The 18,508-nt window shown below is 70.2% G+C and carries 18 protein-coding genes; 12 read left to right on the top strand and 6 right to left on the bottom strand.

Translation table 11 applies throughout. The features are described from left to right. The first annotated feature begins 305 nt into the window (after positions 1-305). Both LBW94_RS24705 and LBW94_RS24700 read left to right on the top strand, forming a co-directional pair. Positions 306-3,668, top strand: coding sequence for a serine/threonine-protein kinase (locus tag LBW94_RS24705; RefSeq protein ID WP_225060088.1), 3,363 nt, complete (start codon positions 306-308; stop codon positions 3,666-3,668). Between the two features lie 126 nt (positions 3,669-3,794). Further along, on the top strand, positions 3,795-5,393 hold the full coding sequence (locus LBW94_RS24700) for a sigma-54-dependent Fis family transcriptional regulator (RefSeq protein WP_225060087.1): 1,599 nt from the start codon (positions 3,795-3,797) through the stop codon (positions 5,391-5,393). Between the two features lie 17 nt (positions 5,394-5,410). On the opposite strand, the gene LBW94_RS24695 is transcribed toward LBW94_RS24700, so the two are convergent. Next, positions 5,411-5,839: an ester cyclase gene (locus LBW94_RS24695; protein WP_225060086.1), complete on the bottom strand. Its 429-nt coding sequence runs from the start codon at positions 5,837-5,839 to the stop codon at positions 5,411-5,413. Between the two features lie 160 nt (positions 5,840-5,999). On the opposite strand from LBW94_RS24695, the gene LBW94_RS24690 reads away from it, so the two are divergent. After that, complete coding sequence (locus LBW94_RS24690; protein WP_225060085.1) at positions 6,000-6,758, top strand: SDR family NAD(P)-dependent oxidoreductase; 759 nt, start codon at positions 6,000-6,002, stop codon at positions 6,756-6,758. Between the two features lie 60 nt (positions 6,759-6,818). Here LBW94_RS24690 and LBW94_RS24685 read toward each other — a convergent pair whose 3' ends face one another. From LBW94_RS24685 to LBW94_RS24675, 3 genes are read right to left on the bottom strand one after another with little or no spacing between them, the layout of a single operon-like run. Further along, positions 6,819-7,205: a DUF742 domain-containing protein gene (locus LBW94_RS24685; RefSeq protein WP_225060084.1), complete on the bottom strand. Its 387-nt coding sequence runs from the start codon at positions 7,203-7,205 to the stop codon at positions 6,819-6,821. Then, entirely contained in the window at positions 7,202-7,642 is a 441-nt protein-coding gene (locus LBW94_RS24680; protein WP_225060083.1) for a roadblock/LC7 domain-containing protein, read from the bottom strand. Before LBW94_RS24680 ends, LBW94_RS24685 begins: the two co-directional genes overlap by 4 nt. Positions 7,643-7,658: 16 nt before the next feature. After that, positions 7,659-9,908 carry an ATP-binding protein gene (locus LBW94_RS24675; RefSeq protein ID WP_225060082.1) on the bottom strand — a complete coding sequence of 750 codons (2,250 nt, stop codon included), beginning with the start codon at positions 9,906-9,908 and terminating at the stop codon, positions 7,659-7,661. A 138-nt stretch (positions 9,909-10,046) separates the two neighbouring features. Here LBW94_RS24675 and LBW94_RS24670 point away from each other — a divergent pair, with 138 nt between their 5' ends. The 5 genes from LBW94_RS24670 to LBW94_RS24650 all read left to right on the top strand — a co-directional run bounded on the left by LBW94_RS24670 (position 10,047) and on the right by LBW94_RS24650 (position 13,744). Continuing rightward, a complete protein-coding gene (locus LBW94_RS24670) occupies positions 10,047-10,403 on the top strand; it encodes a nuclear transport factor 2 family protein (protein WP_225060081.1) in 357 nt (118 codons plus the stop codon). Positions 10,404-10,535: 132 nt separating this feature from the next. Then, positions 10,536-11,972: an MmgE/PrpD family protein gene (locus LBW94_RS24665; RefSeq protein WP_225060080.1), complete on the top strand. Its 1,437-nt coding sequence runs from the start codon at positions 10,536-10,538 to the stop codon at positions 11,970-11,972. 36 nt (positions 11,973-12,008) lie between these two features. Further along, a complete protein-coding gene (locus tag LBW94_RS24660) occupies positions 12,009-12,176 on the top strand; it encodes a hypothetical protein (protein WP_225060079.1) in 168 nt (55 codons plus the stop codon). A gap of 7 nt (positions 12,177-12,183) precedes the next feature. Next, complete coding sequence (locus LBW94_RS24655) at positions 12,184-12,381, top strand: hypothetical protein (RefSeq protein WP_225060078.1); 198 nt, start codon at positions 12,184-12,186, stop codon at positions 12,379-12,381. A 283-nt stretch (positions 12,382-12,664) separates the two neighbouring features. Beyond that, the gene (locus tag LBW94_RS24650; protein ID WP_225060077.1) at positions 12,665-13,744 is read left to right on the top strand and encodes a lactonase family protein; all 1,080 of its coding nucleotides are present in this window, start codon (positions 12,665-12,667) and stop codon (positions 13,742-13,744) included. Between the two features lie 17 nt (positions 13,745-13,761). On the opposite strand, the gene LBW94_RS24645 is transcribed toward LBW94_RS24650, so the two are convergent. Both LBW94_RS24645 and LBW94_RS24640 read right to left on the bottom strand, forming a co-directional pair. Then, on the bottom strand, positions 13,762-14,544 hold the full coding sequence (locus LBW94_RS24645; protein WP_225060076.1) for a LuxR C-terminal-related transcriptional regulator: 783 nt from the start codon (positions 14,542-14,544) through the stop codon (positions 13,762-13,764). Further along, on the bottom strand, positions 14,490-14,861 hold the full coding sequence (locus tag LBW94_RS24640) for a hypothetical protein (protein ID WP_225060075.1): 372 nt from the start codon (positions 14,859-14,861) through the stop codon (positions 14,490-14,492). Before LBW94_RS24640 ends, LBW94_RS24645 begins: the two co-directional genes overlap by 55 nt. Positions 14,862-15,127: 266 nt before the next feature. Between LBW94_RS24640 and LBW94_RS24635 the strand changes: the two genes are divergently transcribed. The 4 genes from LBW94_RS24635 to LBW94_RS24620 all read left to right on the top strand — a co-directional run bounded on the left by LBW94_RS24635 (position 15,128) and on the right by LBW94_RS24620 (position 18,504). After that, the gene (locus LBW94_RS24635; protein WP_225060074.1) at positions 15,128-16,594 is read left to right on the top strand and encodes an aldehyde dehydrogenase; all 1,467 of its coding nucleotides are present in this window, start codon (positions 15,128-15,130) and stop codon (positions 16,592-16,594) included. A gap of 135 nt (positions 16,595-16,729) precedes the next feature. Further along, on the top strand, positions 16,730-17,623 hold the full coding sequence (locus tag LBW94_RS24630) for an HpcH/HpaI aldolase/citrate lyase family protein (protein WP_225060073.1): 894 nt from the start codon (positions 16,730-16,732) through the stop codon (positions 17,621-17,623). A 92-nt stretch (positions 17,624-17,715) separates the two neighbouring features. Next, positions 17,716-17,955: a hypothetical protein gene (locus tag LBW94_RS24625; protein WP_225060072.1), complete on the top strand. Its 240-nt coding sequence runs from the start codon at positions 17,716-17,718 to the stop codon at positions 17,953-17,955. 210 nt (positions 17,956-18,165) lie between these two features. Continuing rightward, positions 18,166-18,504, top strand: coding sequence for a lactonase family protein (locus tag LBW94_RS24620; RefSeq protein WP_225060071.1), 339 nt, complete (start codon positions 18,166-18,168; stop codon positions 18,502-18,504). Positions 18,505-18,508: the final 4 nt, after the last annotated feature.

Raw genomic sequence — 18,508 nt, 5'->3', positions numbered from 1 at the left:
ATCGAACAGCGCGTCCGGTCGGCTCTGCCGTGCAGACGGTGGTGGATCGATCCGGTGCCGGAGGTGGCACCGCGGTCCGGCTGCACCGCTCCGCCCCGGCCCATTCCTTGTATGCTGATTGTTCGCTACATAGACTGGCCGTATGAAATGCCGCGCCGGCTCGTCAGTGAGGCGCAGTTGCGTGCGGTAGGGCGGAGTATCCGACCGCGTTACAGGACCCGGGTGTGCGTATGAATCAGCCTTCATCGTCCGACGTTGTGCCGGTCGCGACTCGACGGCAGGAACTTCCTGATGATGCTGCGGAATTGCTGAAGGTCGGGTTCGCTGCCGCCGAGGAGATCGGCCGCGGTGGGTACGGGACGGTGTACCGATGTGTGGAGCTGTCGCTGAACCGGGTCGTGGCGGTCAAGTTGCTGTCCACCGAACTGGACGAGGACGATCGGGCCCGGTTCCTGCGCGAGCAGCAGACGGCGGGCCGATTCTCCGCGCATCCGACCATCGTGCAGGTCCTGCGGGTGGATGTCACCGCCTCCGGACGGCCGTTCATGGTCATGCCGTTCCATCCCCGCGGATCCCTCGATCGGCGCATCCGCACCGAGGGCGCGCTCGGTTGGCAGGAGGTGCTCACCCTCGGGGTGAAACTGGCCGGCGCGCTGGCGACCGCGCATGCCGCCGGGGTCGTGCACCGGGATGTCACTCCGGCGAACATTCTGATCACCGATTACGGGGAGCCGCAGCTGGCCGATTTCGGTCTGGCCCGGATGGCGGGCTTGTTCCGCACCTCGGCGGAGATCGTGGCCGGAACGCCGTCGTACACCGCACCGGAGGTGCTGCGGGGCGAGCCGCCCACGGCGGCCGCCGATGTCTACGGGCTCGGCGCCACGTTGTTCACCGCGCTGACCGGGCATGCGGCGTTCGCGCGTAAGGACGGCGAATCCCTGGTGGCGCAATTCGTCCGGATCGGGACCGAGCCGGTTCCGGACCTGCGCACGGCGGAGGTGCCGCCTGCGTTGTGCTCGGCGATCGAGGCCGCCATGAATCCCTGCCCGGACGAGCGGCCGGGTTCGGCGGTCGAATTCGGCACGCGGTTGCGCGATATCCAGTTCGCCGCGGGTCTGCCGGTCGACGCGCTGATCGCGGAGGCCTCGCCCCCGGTGGCCGAGGGGGTGGCGCCGGCCGGCTCGTCGACGGCGCAGGGGCGTGAGCCAGGGCCCGCCGTCGCGCCGATCACCCATTACCGGCCGCCCGCCTCGCCGCATCGCCTGGTCGACCGGCCCCGGTTGCTCCGCATCCTGCGCGAGGGTGCGCCGCGGCGGCTGACGTTGATCCATGCGCCACTCGGATACGGCAAGAGCACCCTCGCCGCGCAGTGGGCCGCCGAACTGGCCGCCGACGACATCCCGGTCGCCTGGCTGACCCTGGTCCCCGAGGACAACAACAGCACCTGGTGCCTGGCGCGGTTCGTGGCGGCGGTCCGCCGGGTGCAGCCCCGTCTGGGCGGTGAGCTCGCGCAGGCGCTCGAGGAAGGCCCGAGCGATGCCGTGCGCCGCGTGCTCACCACGCTCATCAACGAAATCCACAGCGGCGGTGAGACGGTCGCGGTCGTCGTCGACGACTGGCATCTGATCCACGACCCGGTCGTGCTCGACGGGATGCGGTTCCTGCTCGACAACGCCTGCCATCATCTGCGCGTCATCGTGACCAGCCGGACGTCGACCGGACTTCCCCTGGCCCGCTTGCGGGTTCGCGACGAACTGGTCGAGATCGACGAGAACGCACTGCGATTCGACGGCGACGAGGCCGAGCAGCTGCTGCTGGAGGTCGACGAACTGCCGCTGGACCGCGCGGATGCGGATCGGCTGCGCGACACCACCGAAGGCTGGGCCGCCGCACTGCAATTGGCCGCACTGTCACTGCGGGGCAAGTCGGATCCGACCGCCTGTATCGATCGCATCTCCGGACACGATCGCGCCATCGGGGAGTATCTGCTGGAAGGCGTCGTCGAGGATCTCGAACCGGACCTGCTCGAATTCCTGATGCGCACCTCGATCACCGATATGATCTGCGCCGATCTGGCCGAAACCCTCACCGGCACTTCGTCGGCCGTGGATCGGCTGGAGGAGGTCCAGCGCCGGAATCTGTTCCTGCGCGGCGTCGACGACGAGGGGCGCTGGTTCCGCTATCACGGGCTGTTCGCGGACTTCCTGCGGGACCGGCTGATCCGGCGGCATCCCGGTCTGGCAGAGCAGCTGCATCTGACCGCGTCGGGCTGGTTCGCCGACCATGCGATGCTGTCGGAGGCCGTGGAGCACGCGCTCGCGGGCGAGGATCCCGAGCGGGCGGTCCGGATCGTCGTGGAGCACGCCGATGATCTGCTGAGCGACTTCCGGATGGGCACCTTCCTCGCCTTGAACGCGTTGTTGCCGTCGGCGCTCGCCGAGGCGAACCCGCGATTGCAGCTGGCGGCGGCCTGGGCGAATCTGGGCCGATTCCAGCTCGGCCCCGCTCGCGAGGCCTACGAACGGGCCGAAGCGCTGCTGGCCGTCCGGCCGCGCGACGACCGCACCGAGGATCTCGCCCTGGAATCCGAGATCGTGCGGGTCGGCATGTCCGTGCAGTGCGACCGAGCCGACGATCTGTCACCCGCTGCGAAGCAGCGGCTGCTGCGGCCCGTGCGGTCCTATGTCGCCGACGCCGGCGCCGCTCTGGCCGCGGCCGCGGCCTTCTACCGGTTCGATTTCGACGATGTCCGGCGGTGGCACGAATGGACGGCCCCGTACCGTACCCGCCGCGGATCGTTTCTCGTCGTGCTGGATCAGCTCACCGCGGCTGTCGCCGCCTTCGAGCAACTCGACATCGAACGTGCGGAACGGATCTTCCGCGGTGCGCTGGCCGGGGTTTCCGAGTCCGGTATCCGGTCGGCGAACGCCCGCATGGCGGCCGGCACGTACCTCGCGGAATTGCTCTATCAGACAGGACAATTCGCCGAGGCCGCCGAACTCGTACCGGCCGAGGAGGGTGACGCGATCAGCGTGGACGTGCTGGTCAACGTCTACGGGACCGCGGCCCGGCTGGCCGCGGTGCGTGGCGACCGGTTCGAGGCCGGGCAGCTGCTCGACGAGGGGCATCGGGTCGCGCACCAGCTCGCGCTGCCCCGCTTGTCGGTGCGCATGCTCAACGAGCGAATCCGGTTGGGGCTGGCCGTCACCCAGGATGAACGCCGCCGTCTCGACCGGCTCGGCCCGTATCGCCGCCAGCCCGATCACATGCGCGCGAACATCGCGGAACTCGACCAGGATTCGGCGATCCGGATGTGGCTGGCGGAGGGTTCGCCGGAATCCAACCGCCGCGCGATCGAGGCCGCCGAGCGGATGTTCCAGGAGATTCGGCGGCAGTCGCGGCCGCGGGCCCTCGTCCAGGCGCAGCTGTTGTCCGGAACCTGCCTGGTCGCCGGCGGCCGGACCGAGGAGGCGATCGATCGGATGGTTCCGGCGTTGGCCCAGTGCGGCCGGCTCGGGCTGGTCCGGTTCGCGATCGACAGCAGCGGCCCGGGCCTGGCCGGTCTGCTCGACACCATCCACGACGGCCCGGAGGAGCCGGGGCGACCGTCGCGGTACTTCGTCCGGCGGCTGCTCGACGAACTGGAGGTCATCCGGGGTTCCCGGTAGCCGTGCGGTGGTCGGGCAACCTGACCGATTCGAGCCCATTGCCATTAAATATTATATATAGTCGCTCCCGATCGAACAGGAGCGCCGACTCGTACCCGAGTCGCCGGGGAGCAAGGACGGTCCCGCATGCCGAGCACTGCGCCGCAACCGGAGGTCGATCGCGGTCGGCCCGAGATCACCTCGTCCTGGGCGCGATCACGGTTGAGCGGACTGCGTGCGGACGCATCCCCGGCGCTGGACCGGCATGTGGTGGGTGACAGTGCTCTGCTCCGGGCCGCCGCGCCGGTGCTGCGGCGGATGAGCGCCGAACTCGAGGGGTCGGCCATCGGGCTGGTGCTCGCGGATCAGGACGCAAGGGTCATCGATCTCGTGGCCGCCGGTCCGGCGATCGGCGCCGCGATGCACGAACTCGGCTTCCAGCGCGGCGTGCGGATGGGCGAGGACGTGATCGGCACCAACGCCATCGGGACCCCGGTCGAGACCCGGCAGGAGGTGCTGATCCGCGGGCCGGAGCACTTCCTGACCACCTTCCGCGAGTTCACCTGCTACGGCCATCCGATCTTCCATCCGGGCACCCGGCGGCTGGCGGGCGTGCTCGATATCGGCGGACCATCCGCCGGGGATCACCGGCTGTTGCGGCCGCTGGCCCGGCGGATGGTCCGCGACATCGAGGAACGGCTGCTGCGTGACGTGAGCCGCGATCAGAACCGGTTGCTGCACGCCTTCCAGGTCGCGGCCCGCCGGAGCGGCCGTCCGGTCATGGTGGTCGGGCAGGGGCTGGTCCTGGCCACCCCGGCGGCGCTGGATCTGCTCGACCCCGCCGATCACGCGGCGGTGCGCACCTGCGCCGAGCAGACCGGCGTCGCCACGGTGCATTTGCAGCGGTTGACGCTGGTGTCCGGGCGTACCGTGGTCCTGGAGTGCACGCCGATCGACGACGCGGACGGGGTTCGGGTCGACATCGTCGCGGATCGTGACGGCCGTCAGGCCGATCCGGACGTCGTCTCGCAGTTGCCGCTGGTCGTGATCGGCGAGCCGGGCAGCGGCCGGACCACCGCCGCCCGGCGAGCCGTCGGTGCCGGTACGCACATCCTGGATGCCACCGAGATCGTCCGCACCGGCCGGCGGTCCTGGGCCACTGCCTTGAGCGCGGCGCTGGAGGAGCCGGGACCGGGCCTGATCGTGGAGAACATCCAACTGCTGCCGGAGCAGCTCACCGCGCTGCTCGCCGGATATCTGCGCGACGATCGCGGGGCCGTCGTGCTGACGGCGACACCGGGTGATCATCTGACCGGGACGCATGCGCCGCTGGTCTCGCTCTGCGGCAGCCGCCGCGATCTGCTGCCACTGCGCCGCCGCAGGCACGAGATTCCGCGGTTGGCGCAACGCATGCTCGCCGACATCGAAGGGACGGACCGGCTGCGGCTGACCTCGGACACCCTGCGAGTACTGGCCGCGCAGCCGTGGCCCGGCAACCTCACCGAACTGCACCGGGTGATCCGGGCGCTGGCGCAGGTCCGCTCGGCCGGTGACCTCATCCCGGCGGATCTGCCGGCGGCGTATCGCGGCGGTCCGGCCCCGGGCTCGCCGCTGCGGCAGGCCGAGCGCGAGGTCGTCATCGCGGCGATCGAGGCCGCCGGTGGGAACAAGCAGCGGGCCGCCCGGGCACTCGGGGTGAGCCGGTCCACGCTGTACAACCGCATGCGGGCGCTCGGGATCGGCTGACCCGCCGCGCCGCCGGATCACGCCCCGGCCGGCGCCGGGAGCAGGCCGAGCTGGGTCAGGAACAGCGCGTTGTCCCAGTATCCGCGGTGCTCGACGACCTTGCCGTCGCGCAGGGTGAAGATGTCGATCAGCGGAAAGGTCACCGCCTTGCCGGTCGGCGGTACCGTCCCGTCCGGTGTGGCCAGCGGGCCGGTGTGGGTGCCGGAGAAGGTCACCTCCGCGACCGCCGAGTCACCGGACACCCACACGTTGCGGCGGGCCAGCTTCAGATCGGGGAACGCGGTGATGAACGCCTGGATCAGGCCGCGCAGCGCCTCGATACCCACCATCGGGCCGGCGGGGAACTCCGAGGCGACGGTTTCGGCGAACGGGCTCGCCGCGAGCTCGAGATCGCCTGTCTCCAGGCCGCGGTAGTGCGCGTCGACGAGGTCGAGCAGTTCGGTCATGTGTCCGCCCTTCGGTGGATGCGGCCCCCGCAGGTCGAGGGCATCCACCGCAATGTAGGTCGGGCCGAATCGATCGAGTGTCCAATTATCTGCACACTCGGGGCCGGTGCCCGCCCATAGCGTCGGAGTGTCAACGGACCTCCGAACGGAAGTGCAGATCATGGCTGGAATCGAAGGGCGCTCGATCATCGTGACGGGCGGCGCGAGTGGGATCGGCGCGGCGGCCTCGCGGCTGTTCGCCGAGAACGGTGCCGAGGTCACCATCGCCGACATCACCACCGAGGCCGGTGAGGCGCTGGCGAAGCAGTTGACCTCGGAGGGCTTCACCGCTCAGTTCGTCACGGTGGACGTGACCGACGAGGAACAGGTCGAGGCGATGGTGAACGCCGCGGTGTCGGCGTACGGCAAACTGGACGGCGCCTTCAACAACGCCGGGGTGCCCAACACCGGCAAGAAGCTGATCGAGGTCACCCGCGCCGAATTCGACCGCATCTTCGCGATCAACGTGACCGGCCCGTTCCTGTGCATGAAGTACGAGATCCCGGCGATGATCGCAAACGGCGGCGGGTCGATCGTCAACACCACCTCGGTCGGCTCGATGATCTACATCCCGCTCGCCGCCGAATACACCGCGTCCAAGCACGGGCTGGCCGGGCTGACCAAGGCCGCCGCGGCCGAATACGGCGAACAGGGCGTCCGGGTCAACTCGATCGGGCCGTCGACGGCCAAGACCCCGATATACCTGGAGTACCTGGAGAAGAACCCGTCCTATGCCGACACCGTCGCCGCGACCCACGCGCTGCGCCGGGCCAGTGAGCCGGTCGAACATGCCGAGGCAGCTATGTTCCTGCTGTCGGACAAGGCGTCCTTCATCACCGGGGTGAACCTGCCCGTGGACGGCGGCTACACGCTGTACTGAGCCGGAAACCATTGCCCCGCAACCGGATCCGGGTGCGGGGCAATGGCGGGAAACCTCGGGTCACAGACGGCGGATGCCCTCCAGGACCGCTCGCAGCAGGGTTGGGTCGGCCGCGCTCTCCGGGGTCGGCGGCGCCCGGAAGATCAGGTAGCCGCCATCGATCAGATCGGCGACCAGGACCTTCGCGGCGGCGACGAACAGGTGCAGATGCGCGGCGATCTCGGCGATGGACAGGGTGGTGTGGTCGCACAGCCGCAGGATCTCCCGGTATTCGCGCTCCAGGGCGTCGCCGCCGGTACGGACACCCGCGGCCGACACGCGGGTCAGGATGTCCAGATCTCGCGGGCCGGCAGCAGTGCGGCCGCGGGTGACGGCGAACGGCCGCACCAGCGGGCCCGGATCATCCTCGTATCCCGGTGACCACGGGTCGTCCGCGCGGTGACTCACGGCCGGCGATGCGCGGCGAAGGCCGACGGCGCGACGCGAGGAGTCGCGGCGAGTTGCTTGCGGACCTGTCCGACGAGGACGGTCATCTCGTATCCGATCAGGCCGAGGTCGGCATCGAGGCCGGCGAGCAGGGCGAGGCACGCGCCGTCGCCGGCCTCACTCGCCACCAGGTAACCGCCCTCCAGTTCGATCACGGTCTGCCGCAGGGCGCCCCGGCCGAAATGGGTGCCGATCCCGCGGCCGAGACTGTGCAGTGCGGAGGCGATGGCGGCAAGGTGCTCGATCTGCTCCCGGGTGAGCCGGTCGGATCCGGCCACCGGCAGGCCGTCGGCGGACAACACCACCGCGGCGTCGGCGCCGGACACCTGATCCACCAGATTGTTGAGCAGCCAGTCCAGGCTGCCGGACGGGGTGCCGAGCATTGCGTCTTCGTTCATGTTCCGACCGTTCGTCTCATCGATGGGGGTCCGCATCCGAGGCGTGCGCACGGCGGGTGCCTCGTTGCAGCGCGGCCATCGACGCGCGGGCGGCGTCGGCGGTGCGCGCCGGGCCGACTGCGGTGTCGGCCACGACCTGGTCCCCGGCCAACTGCGGCGCCAGGCTCTGTTGCCGACTCCGCCGTGGCAGGGGTGGTTTACCGATCTCGGCCGCCGGATCCGGGAACAGCGGCGGCAATGCGTGCACGGCGCCGCCGGATCCCGGCCGATCGGGACCGCCGAGGGCGGCACCGAGCCGATGCGTCACCGTCGTCGTGACGAATTCCGCTGTGGTCCGGCTTGTTTCGACGTGATCTGACTCGGTGTCCGTGCGGTGCAGCAGTGTCCGCGGCAGCAGCACCACCGCCGTGACACCGCCGTAGGCGGACTCGTTGAGGCGCACCGAGATCTCGTGCCGCCGGGCCAGCTGCCCGATCACGAACATGCCCAGCCGGCGACGGCCGGACAGCGCCATCTCGTGGAATTCCGGTGGCTCGCACAGCAATCGGTTGAGTTGCTCGCGTTCGTCGAAGGCGATGCCCAGGCCCTGGTCGGTGATCTCGACCGCCAGGCCGTGCGCGACGACGCTGCCGTGCACGAGGATCGGCGCGTCCGGCGGGGAGAACGACGCGGCGTTGTCGATCAACTCGGCGAGCAGGTGGATCAGATCCGCGACGCCGGCGCCGAGAACGCCGACCTCCGGCAGGCGCACGGTCGTCACCCGGGTGAAGCCCTCGGTCTCCGAAACCGCGCTGCGCACCACGTCTTCCAGCAGGACCGGCTCGCGCCAGCGCCGCCCCGGCTGCCGGCCGCCGAGGATCAGCAGGTTCTCGGCATTGCGCCGGGCCCGGGTGGCGAGATGGTCGAGCCGGTACAGCAATCGGAGGTGCGCGGGATCGGCCTGTTCGGATTCGGCCACGTCCAGCACGTCGAGCTGGCGGCGGACCAGGGCCTGACTGCGGAAGGCGATGTCCAGGAAGACCCGGTTGAACCCCTCCCGGGTGCGGGCCTCGGCCACCGCGCCGTCGATGGCGGCGCGCTGGGCGACGGCGAACGCGGCCGACACCTCGCCGATCTCGTCGCCACCGCTGTCCACGACCGCGGCAGCGGCGGCCGTGTCCACCTCCTCGCCGCGGCGGATGCGGTCGATGATCTCCGGCAGGCGCTGCTGTGCCAGCTCCAGACTGGCCGTGCGCAGGGTGCGCAGCCGGCGCACCAGGCGGCTCGCCAAGGTCAGGGCGGCGGCCAGCGCGGCCAGGGTGACGATCAGCAGTGCGCCGCCGGCCAGCACGGATCTCGTGAAGGACCGCGCGGCCACCTCGGCGCTGCGGTCGGCGGACCGGTGGTACTGGCTGTCGAGCATGGCGCCGAGCCGGCCGCCGACCGCCTGTTCGGCGGCCTGCCATTGCGCATTCGGCAGCGACAGGTTCCCGGTATCGGCGATCTGGTCCTCGGCCGCGGTGGCCAGCCGCCAGTCCGGGCCGCCGGTGAGCGCGTGGTAGTCGGCCTCGACCGACGGAAGTAGTTGCGGGGCAGTAGATTCCAGTGCGTTGCGATAGCTGCCGAGGAGCTGGGTGAGGGAACGGCGCTGGGCCTGGTCCAGATCGTCGGCGGCCAGACCGGCCGCGAGCAGGCCGACCGCGCGCGAGTGGTTGTCGGCGGCCAGCACCAGGGCGGTGCCGGTGATCTCCGCGGCCAGTGCGTCGTTGCTGGGGGAGGAGTGCACACTGCTGTCCCGGCCACCGTCGGCGATGGCCGCGATCATGCGGGTGTAGTAGGAGTCGACGTCGGCGATCCCGGCCTGCCGCTGGTCCACGGACCGGCGCAGGTCCGGGAGCCGCGCCACCAGATTCCCGAATTCCGTGGTGAATCGCGAGATTCCGGCGCGGTCCAGGCTGGCGCCCTTCGCGGAGATCCGCGCGGTCTCGGCGAGCGCGAGGTCCAGGCGCTGGCGGGTGCCGGGCAGATCGGCCTGCGACCCGGCGCCGGTGACGGCCAGCAGGCTCGCGCCGCGCTCGTCCTGCACGGTGCCGATGAAGCGCAGCAGCGGTGCGATGACCGTCTTGCGGTAGTCGGCCAGCTGTTGCGCCGAATACGCCTGCACCGTCAGCACCGTCACCGTGCCGGAAGCGGTCAGCAGCAGCGCGGCGCTGGGTACCAGCGCGATCGCCAGCACTCGGGTGCGGATGCCGATCGTTCGGAAGCGTTGCCCGCGCAGCGGATTCATGTTTGCCGACGGTAATTCGAGCGGCCCGCCGGCACTGTCCAGATATTTGGACACTCCGGCGTGCCGGGGACTGCGAGGCTGCTGTAACGCAGATCACCTGCGCCGCGCACGATTGCGCTGATCCCGGAAGGACCTCCCATGAGTAATGAGACCCTGACCAGCAAGGAAGCTGTCGCACAGACCTGGGTACGGGCGCTGTCGGATCTCGATCTGTTCGTCCAGCTGTGTTCGCCGGACTGCCGGGTCTGGCACAGCAACGACAACGTCTGGGTCACCGTCGAGCAGGCGGTGGACGCCGCCAAGGCGCGCCCGGACTTCCCCGAGTTCGTGGATCCGCGCGTCGTCCTGACCGACGCCGGATTCATCGTGCAGTCCTCGGTCTCGCTGGAACTGGGCGGGCAGTTGCAGCAGCTGCACATCATCCAGGTGACCGAGATGCGGGACGGCAAGGTGGTGCGGGTGCAGGAGTACATCGCCCCCGAGATGCCGATCTAGTCGGCCGAAGGTCGTAGCCGGATCCGACCGGCGGCGGATGTGGCGCGCGCCTCGGGCGCGCCACAGTGTGGGTACAGGGCCGCCGCCGACCCGATTCGGGCGGACCGGCCCGTTCAGGAGAGGAATTCCGTGGTGGCGAAAACCATCGTCGAACAGCTGGCCGGCTTCACCGCCGCCGTCACCTACGACCGGCTGCCGGCCGAGGTCGTCGTGGAATGCAAACGTATTCTGCTGGATTCGCTCGGCTGCGCGCTCGGCGCGGTCGATCAGCACAAAGGCCGGATCGGCATCGAGTTCGGGCGCATGATGGGCCCCGGCGACGCCACCATCATCGGCACCGGTGAGCGGGCCACTGTCTTCGGCGCCGCGTTCGCCAACGGTGAGCTGATCAACGCCCTCGACTTCGACGCGGTCCTGCCGCCGGGGCACGTCACCCCGTTCGTGCTGCCGCCGATCCTGGCGATCGCCGAGACCGGCGCGAATTCGGGCCCCGAGGTGCTGGCCGCCATCGCACTCGCCCACGAGCTGTCGTTCCGGTTCTACAAGTCCATGGACTATCTGCGTGACCGCTCACCGGAGGGGACGCTGAGCTTCCCGCCGGTGCTCGGCTACAGCAACACTGTGTTCGGCGCCACGGCCGCCGTCGGCAAGCTGGGCGGCTTCGCGCCGGAGGTGCTGGCGCACGCCCTGGCGATCGCCGCGAGCACCTCCCCGGTGAATTCGCAGCGCTCGTGGACCGAGCACGCCCCGTCGGCGACCATCAAGTATTCGCTGGCCGGGGCCCTCACCCAGGCCGCGCTGACCGCCGCTTACCTGGGGAAGCTCGGCCATCGCGGCGACCTGCCGGTCCTGGACGACGCCGAATTCGGCTACCGCCGTTTCATCGGCAGCCGCCGCTGGGAACCGGGGCAGTTGCTGGAGGGCCTGGGGGAGAGCTGGCTGTTTCCCGCCGAGCAGAGCTTCAAACCGTATCCACACTGCCGCATCCTGCACGCGCCGCTGCACGCCCTGACCGAGATCGTCGAGCAGCACGATCTGCGTCCCGGCGAGATCGACGCGATCCGCTGCTGGGGTGAGGCGGCGGTCATGTATCCGCTGTGGCTGAGCAATGTCATCGAGCACACCCACGACGCGCAGTTCAGCATCGCGCACGGCCTGGCCGTCGGCGCGCACCGCGTCACTCCCTCCAAGGCGTGGCACGATCCGCAACTGGTGTTCGGCCGCTCGGTGCTGGACCTCATGGACAAGGTCACCTTCGCCGCCCATCCCGACTATCTGCAAGCCCTGGCCGCGCACCCGTCCGCGCGCCCCGCCCGGGTCGAAGTCGACGCGCGCGGAACGACTTTCGTGGCGGAGCGGCACTTCCCGAAGGGTAGTCCCACCCCCGACCCCACCACCCGCGCGACCGACGACGAACTGATCGCGAAGTTCCGGATCAACGCCACGGGCGTCCTCTCCGAGGCGCGCATGGACGATGTCGTCGCGGCGGTCTTCGAGCTGGAATCCGTCGCCGATTTCGCGACCGTCATGCGGGACGTGGTCGCCGTGGCCCCGTGGTCGGCGGTCTGATCGGAACAGCAAGAAGCACAACGTGTCCGGTGAATCGTGCCGGGCACCGACGTGAGCGGCCGCTCGCCGATCCTCTCCGATGCCCCCACTCCGGCGCGAGTGACGTTGCCCGCCTTCACCGTCAACGACATCTGGCGGCTGGACGCGTTGCCGGTTCCGGTCGGCGCCGACGGCACGCTCGGCGCGGCGGTCGAACGCCGGTGACGAGCAGGTGACGGGCCCGTACGGCACGGATACGGTCGACATGGTCACGATCGTGCAGGGGGAGATCTACGCGGTGTTCGAGACGGGGGAGACGCTGTTGCGCGCGGGCGATTCCATCGTCGACCGCGGCAACCGCCACACCTGGAGCAACCGCACCGAGCACCCGGTCACCATGGTCGCCGTGATGCTTCCGGCGCGGTGCTGACCGGTGCGAGTGTCCGGAAAACTGGACACTCGCGCACCCGGACACGCTCTAGCGTCGGTACCGGCGCCGAAATGACCGGCGTCACACCGGCCTACGGGGCCGAATGGCCACGCTCGCATCGGATGCCCGGGACCTCCCGTCCGATTCGCGGATCTCTGTTCCGCCCGCTGCCCGACCGTGCGCCCGCACTGTCCGGGCGATGTGCAGCCGTGGCTTCACACCAGCTAGGAGATCGTACGTGTTCGGGAATATGGTTGCTCTATCGCGTTGTGCCGCAGTCGGTGTGGCCACCCTGGCCGCCGCCGGATGGCTCGGCGCCGCGCCGTCGCAGGCGGTGGCGCCGTCGCGCTTCCTCGTCGTCGGCGGCACCGGGTCGTCGAACGTGGCCGTGCTGGGGGTGGATTCCCACTGCGGGCTGTCGACCGTGGCGGGTTCACCGTTCCCGAGCGGCACCGGGGCACTGTCGGTGGCCGTCACCCCGGACGGCCGCAATGTCTATGTGGCTCAGACTGTTTCGGGTGCGCTGAGCGGGTACCGGCTCGGCGCCGGTGGCGGGCTCACCCCGAACGGGGTGCAGCTGGACTTCGGGGAACCGGTGGTCGGCATCGTCGTCACCCCGGACGGATCACGGCTGTTCGCGACCGTCGGCGGCCTCACGAACGAGATCCGTTCCTACACCATCACTTCCGACGGATCCCTGGCGCCGACCGGCGCCGCGCCGCTGCGGATCCCGGGCCTGAGCGCACTGACCATGCCGGTGTTCTCCCCGGACGGCCGGTTCCTGTTCCTGGCGAGCTATGTCCAGGGTCAGGTGTTCAGCTACGCCGTCGGCGCCGACTCCTCGCTCACCCTGGTCGGGGACGCACAGCCCGGTGGCGGCATGCCGACCCTGCCGGCCGTCACCCCCGACGGCCGGTTCCTGTACGTCAGCAACGAAACCACCGGCGATCTCTCGGGATTCGCCATCGGACCGGACGGCTCGCTCACCCCCACGCCCGGGTCGCGCTACCGCACCGCGCTGGAACCGCACGGTGCGCAGATCACGCCGGACAGCAAGCGGCTGTACCTGCCGGCGGCCGGTGGTGGCGTCATCGACGGTTTCGCCATCGCCGCCGACGGCGCGCTGACCCCGCTGCCCGGCTCCCCGTATGCCGCCGCCGGCGGCGCCCTGGTCGGCCGGGTGATCCTCGACCCGGAGGCGAACTGTGCCTTCGTGATCGACGCGCTCACCGTGCACGGCACCTCGCAGGTACACACCTACGCGCTCGCCGCGGACGGCAGCATGGCCCCGACCGGTGGGCCGATCGATATCGGGGTCGTCTTCTCCGACGGTCCCTCCGGGGTGCTGACCGAACCCCGCTGAGTTGCCGGCCGTGGCGTTCAGCGGGTTCGGGAGCCGTTCGGCTCCCGCAGCCAATACGCCACGGCCTCAGCGCGATTGGCCGCGCCGAGCTTGCGCAGGATATGGGTCACGTGGGTCTTCACGGTGCCCTCCGAGATCGACAGCTCGCGGGCGATGCGGCGGTTCGGCTGCCCGGCGGCCAGCAGTTCGGCCACCTCGGCCTCCCGGGCCGACAGCAGCGGATGCGCCGCGGGGACCGATGGAACCGGCTGCGGGGCAACGATGGTCGACTCGCCGCCGAGCCGCTCCATCCCGCGCCGCAGCTCGGCGAGACCGTCGAGTACCCGCAGCCGGGCCGTCGCATGACCCAGTCCCTCGGCGAACAGATCCAGCACCGCGCGATCGGTGGCGTCGACCTCCCGATACGGATAGCAGTCGCCGTGCACCAGGCCGATCACGGTGTCGCGCAACACCAGTGGCGCGATCACATAGGACGACGCCCGGGAGATGCGGACCAGCCGCCGATCCACCCGCGGATTGCACTGCACGTCCGACACCAGGCCGGGCCGGGCGCGGGCCACGACATCGGACTCGATCAGGGTGCTGTCCAGGCGGCGCGGTTCGCCGCGGCGGGCCGCCATCATCTCGGCGGCCAGCCGTGGATTGCCGGCCACGTACATGGTGTGCAGGTTCCACACGCAGTCGTCGACGGTCGACACCAACGTGCGCTCGAACCCGAGGGTCGCCAGTTCTTCCGGGGCGCGGGTCAGCAGTTCGTCGACCGAGGCGGCGTTGTGCAGGCGGCCCAGGGCCTGCCGCACCGCGCGGAGCAGGTCCGCGCGGTGCGGGCACGCAGATCGGCGATCTCCCGCTCGGCGGACCGGATCCGGTCGAGCAGTCCGATCAGTGCCGCGAGGCGCTCCGGCGCCGCGCCGGTCAATGCCGCGACGGTCCGGTCCCACAGCTGCCGTAGCAGCGCCTCCGCCGAGGTGGCGCGGGCCGGATCGGCCACCGGGAACTCGTCGTCGAGCAGGGCGCTCGCCGCGGCCGTGAGATCGTGGATGGCGTCGGCCAGACCGGCGCCGAGCGTCAGCTCGCGCCCCCGGAGTTCGATCTGATCGTCCACTACAGCTCCCACCTCGGAATATCTAGATATATTATGCGAGATTTTCACCCCTGGTACGCGGAAATCAGACATCGGCCGGTGTGCCGATCCGCCGAAGGTCCTATCCGAATACGACCGGCGCCGGATACCGCCGGACTGTGCCGGAGGCCACAGTGGACGCACCCGGTGGCGTGCCTCCCGGCGCCGCCGACGGCCGGTGGGTACGCCCGGCCGCGCTACGACGATCGTCGCGGGCCGAACCGCTGCCGGGGACAACGGCGTGCACGAGGAGAAAAACCATGGTCTGGCAGGGTAACTTCGCGAAACTGTTCATCGGCGGGCAGTGGCTCGACCCGGCGACGCCGGACACCATCGACGTCGTCTCGCCCTACACCGAACAGCTCGTGGCCACCGTCGCCGCCGCGGCGGCGGCCGATGTCGACCGCGCGGTGGCGGCCGCCCGGCAGGCGTTCGACCGCGGGCCGTGGCCGCAGCTGACCGTCGCCGAACGCAGTGCCGCAGTGGCCCGGATCAGTGCCGCGCTGGGGGAGCGGCAGGAGGAGATCGCCCAGGTCATCACCGCGGAGATGGGCAGCCCGATCACGCTTTCGCGCGGCACCCAGTCGCTGGGCGCGAAGCTGTTGCTGGACGCGTTCCTGGAGCTGGCGCCGTGTTACGAGTGGAGCGCGGTGCGCCGCTCGAGCCTGGGCACCGGCCTGGTGACCAAGGAGCCGGTCGGTGTGGTCGCGGCGGTCATCCCGTGGAACGTGCCGTTGCAGATCACCATGCTCAAACTGGCTCCGGCGCTGCTGGCCGGCTGCACGGTGATTCTCAAGCCCGCGCCGGAGGCGCCGCTGAACGCCTATCTGTTCGCGGAACTGGTCGCCGCGGCCGGTCTGCCCGAGGGGGTGGTGAGCGTCCTGCCGGCCGGCCGGGAGGTCAGCGAATATCTGGTGACCCACCCCGGCATCGACAAGATCTCCTTCACCGGGTCCACCGGCGCGGGCCGCCGAGTCGCCGAGCTGTGCGGACGGGAGCTGAAGCGGGTCACCCTGGAACTCGGCGGCAAATCCGCGGCGGTCGTGCTCGACGATGCCGACCTGGATCTGGTGGTCGGGCAGATCCGCAAGCTGTCCATGCGCAACAACGGCCAGGCGTGCAGCAACAAGACCCGGATCGTGGTGGCCCGCTCCCGCGCGGCCGAGTTGACCGAGCGCCTGGTCGACATGGTCGAATCCATGCCGATCGGTGATCCGGCCGACCCGGCCACCGAGATCGGGCCGCTGGTCGCGGCCCGGCAGCGAGCGCTGGTGGAGGATTACATCGCGATCGGCCGGAACGAGGGCGCCCGGATCGCCGTGGGTGGTGGCCGCCCGGCCGGCCTCGGGCACGGCTGGTTCGTCGAGCCGACGATCTTCACCGGCGTGGAACCGGCCATGCGGATCGCCCAGGAGGAGATCTTCGGCCCGGTGCTGTCGGTGCTGAGCTTCGCCGACGAGGACGAGGCCGTCGCCATCGCGAACGATTCCAGCTTCGGCCTCAACGGTTCGGTCTTCGCCGCCGACGACGAGCACGCGCTCGCCGTGGCCCGCCGCATCCGCACCGGAACGGTCGAGTTGAACGGCTTCGTCGTCGGATTCCATTCCCCGATAGGCGGATTCAAGAACAGCGGCATCGGCCGGGAGGCGGGCCTCGAGGGCTTCGACGCCTACACCGAGCCCAAGTCCTACGGCTTGTCCCCGGCACTGGCGGACGCCCGATCCTGAGCCCTCGTGGCGGCCGGGCGGTCCGCGCCCGGCCGCCGGGCACGGGGCCGTCCGCTGGCCCTGGCCAGCAATTTATATATTATCTATAAAATATGGCGTGCCTGGAACGGGCCGCCCGACAGCCGAGGAGGCTCGATGAAACCGTATCGGTCGATGCTGTTCGTACCCGGACACAAGGCCGCCTGGGCGGACAAGGGTGTCGCGTCGGGAGCCGACGCCCTGATCCTGGACCTGGAGGACTCCGTGCCGGAGGCGGACAAGGTGCAAGCGCGATTCACCACCGCCGCGACCATCGACCGGCTGCGCAACGTCGGGGTGCGCCCGGAGCTGTGGGTACGGGCCAACCCGGCCGACACCGGGCTGCTCGCCGGTGATCTGGAGGCGGTCGTGCGGCCCGGCCTGCGCGGGCTGTTCCTGGCGAAGATCTGCACGGCCGCCGACATCGTGCGCCTGGACGGCGTGCTGACCCACCTCGAGGAGCGGGACGGGCTGCCCCCCGGTGCGATCGAGCTGATCGTCTCCTACGAGACGGCGACCTCGATGGCGCACTGCGAGGAGATCGCCGCGGCCAGTCCGCGCGTGGCGTCGCTGCTGGGCGCCACCGGACCCAGTGCCGATGTCGGCCGGTCGCTCGGATTCGAGTTCACCCCAGCGGGTTTGGAGTCGCTGTACCTGCGCAGCCGCCTGATCCTCGCGGCCCGCTCGAACGGTATCCAGCACCCGGTGGCCGGTGTCTGGCAGGATATCCGCGACCTCGACGGCTGCCGGACCTTCTGCGAGGACAACCGCCGCCTCGGCTACCGCGGTCTGGTCGCCATCCACCCCTCGCACGTCGCCATCGCCAACGAGGTGTTCGCCCCGTCGCCGGACCAGGTCGACGAGGCCCGCCGCATGATCGCCGCCTTCCGCGCCGCCGAGGCGTCCGGCAGCGCCGCCGTCGACTTCGAAGGTCAGCACATCGACATCGCCCACGTGAAGACCGCCGAAGCCGTCATCGCCCTCTCGGAAGCCATCACCGCGGCTGTCTGAGCGCACCGGGGGCGATGTCTCGGCCGCCGATCGGTGCGGGGAGCGGATGAGCAGGTGGCCCGCGGCGGCTGGTTGCAGCGGATGCGCCGGGTGTGATTGATCGCCTGGCCGCCAACCTCGGCACCCGCGGCCTGGAATTCGTCAATGCCGACATCACCCTGGCGCTGGTCCGCGCACCCGTCGGTCTCGAGCTCGGCATCGTCGCCGACAGCCGCGTCGCCGGCGCCGGCCCGGCCACCTGTACCGCCCTGCTCTACGACCGTGACGGAACAGTCGGCACCGCAACGATTTCCGCCCTCGCGGCCACGGCTCCGGCCATCGTATTTCGGTAATACGTTGTCCGACTTCGCGATCGGGCCCGACGGCAGGCTCACGCCGATCGGGACGACGCAGGTCGAACCGGGTCCGGTAGCACCCGGGTACCCGCTCGACGGCCGATTACGGTACGAGAGCAACGAATTCGGCACCGACCTGTCCGGATTCGCGATCGGTGCCGACGGCGGGTTGACCCCACGCCGGGATCGCCCTATCCGACCGGTGGCGTGCCACACGGAGCCGTCGTCACCGCGGACGGCCGGCACCTCTACGTACCCGATGCGATCGGGCAATCCGCCGCCGGATTCGAGGTGCACTCCGACGGTGCCCTCGCGCCGCTGCCCGGATCGCCGTACCTCGCTCCGGCGGCGACGCTGCCCGGCCGGATCGCTCTGCATCCCGACGGGCGGCACCTGTATCTGGTGGATGTGCCGACCGCGCACGTGACCACTATGGTGCATTCGTACCTGATCGGATCAGACGGGAGTCCGGTGCCATCGGGGGAGCCGCCGGTCGATACCGGTGTGGTCATGTCGGACGGCCCGGTTGTCGCGATGGCGCCGTGAGCAC

Source organism: Nocardia sp. alder85J, from assembly GCF_020176955.2.
Lineage (GTDB): Bacteria > Actinomycetota > Actinomycetes > Mycobacteriales > Mycobacteriaceae > Nocardia.
The sequence above is the reverse complement of the archived record's forward strand: the minus strand, read 5'-3'. Positions and strand labels throughout refer to the sequence as shown.

Excerpts from the sequence above, each read along its gene's own strand:
- LBW94_RS24670 (WP_225060081.1), top strand. The coding sequence starts at position 10,047 with ATGAGTAATGAGACCCTGACCAGCAAGGAAGCTGTCGCACAGACCTGG.
- LBW94_RS24635 (WP_225060074.1), top strand. The coding sequence starts at position 15,128 with ATGGTCTGGCAGGGTAACTTCGCGAAACTGTTCATCGGCGGGCAGTGG.
- LBW94_RS24680 (WP_225060083.1), bottom strand. The coding sequence starts at position 7,642 with ATGAACGAAGACGCAATGCTCGGCACCCCGTCCGGCAGCCTGGACTGG.
- LBW94_RS24675 (WP_225060082.1), bottom strand. The coding sequence starts at position 9,908 with ATGAATCCGCTGCGCGGGCAACGCTTCCGAACGATCGGCATCCGCACC.
- LBW94_RS24690 (WP_225060085.1), top strand. The coding sequence starts at position 6,000 with ATGGCTGGAATCGAAGGGCGCTCGATCATCGTGACGGGCGGCGCGAGT.
- LBW94_RS24695 (WP_225060086.1), bottom strand. The coding sequence starts at position 5,839 with ATGACCGAACTGCTCGACCTCGTCGACGCGCACTACCGCGGCCTGGAG.
- LBW94_RS24630 (WP_225060073.1), top strand. The coding sequence starts at position 16,730 with ATGAAACCGTATCGGTCGATGCTGTTCGTACCCGGACACAAGGCCGCC.
- LBW94_RS24700 (WP_225060087.1), top strand. The coding sequence starts at position 3,795 with ATGCCGAGCACTGCGCCGCAACCGGAGGTCGATCGCGGTCGGCCCGAG.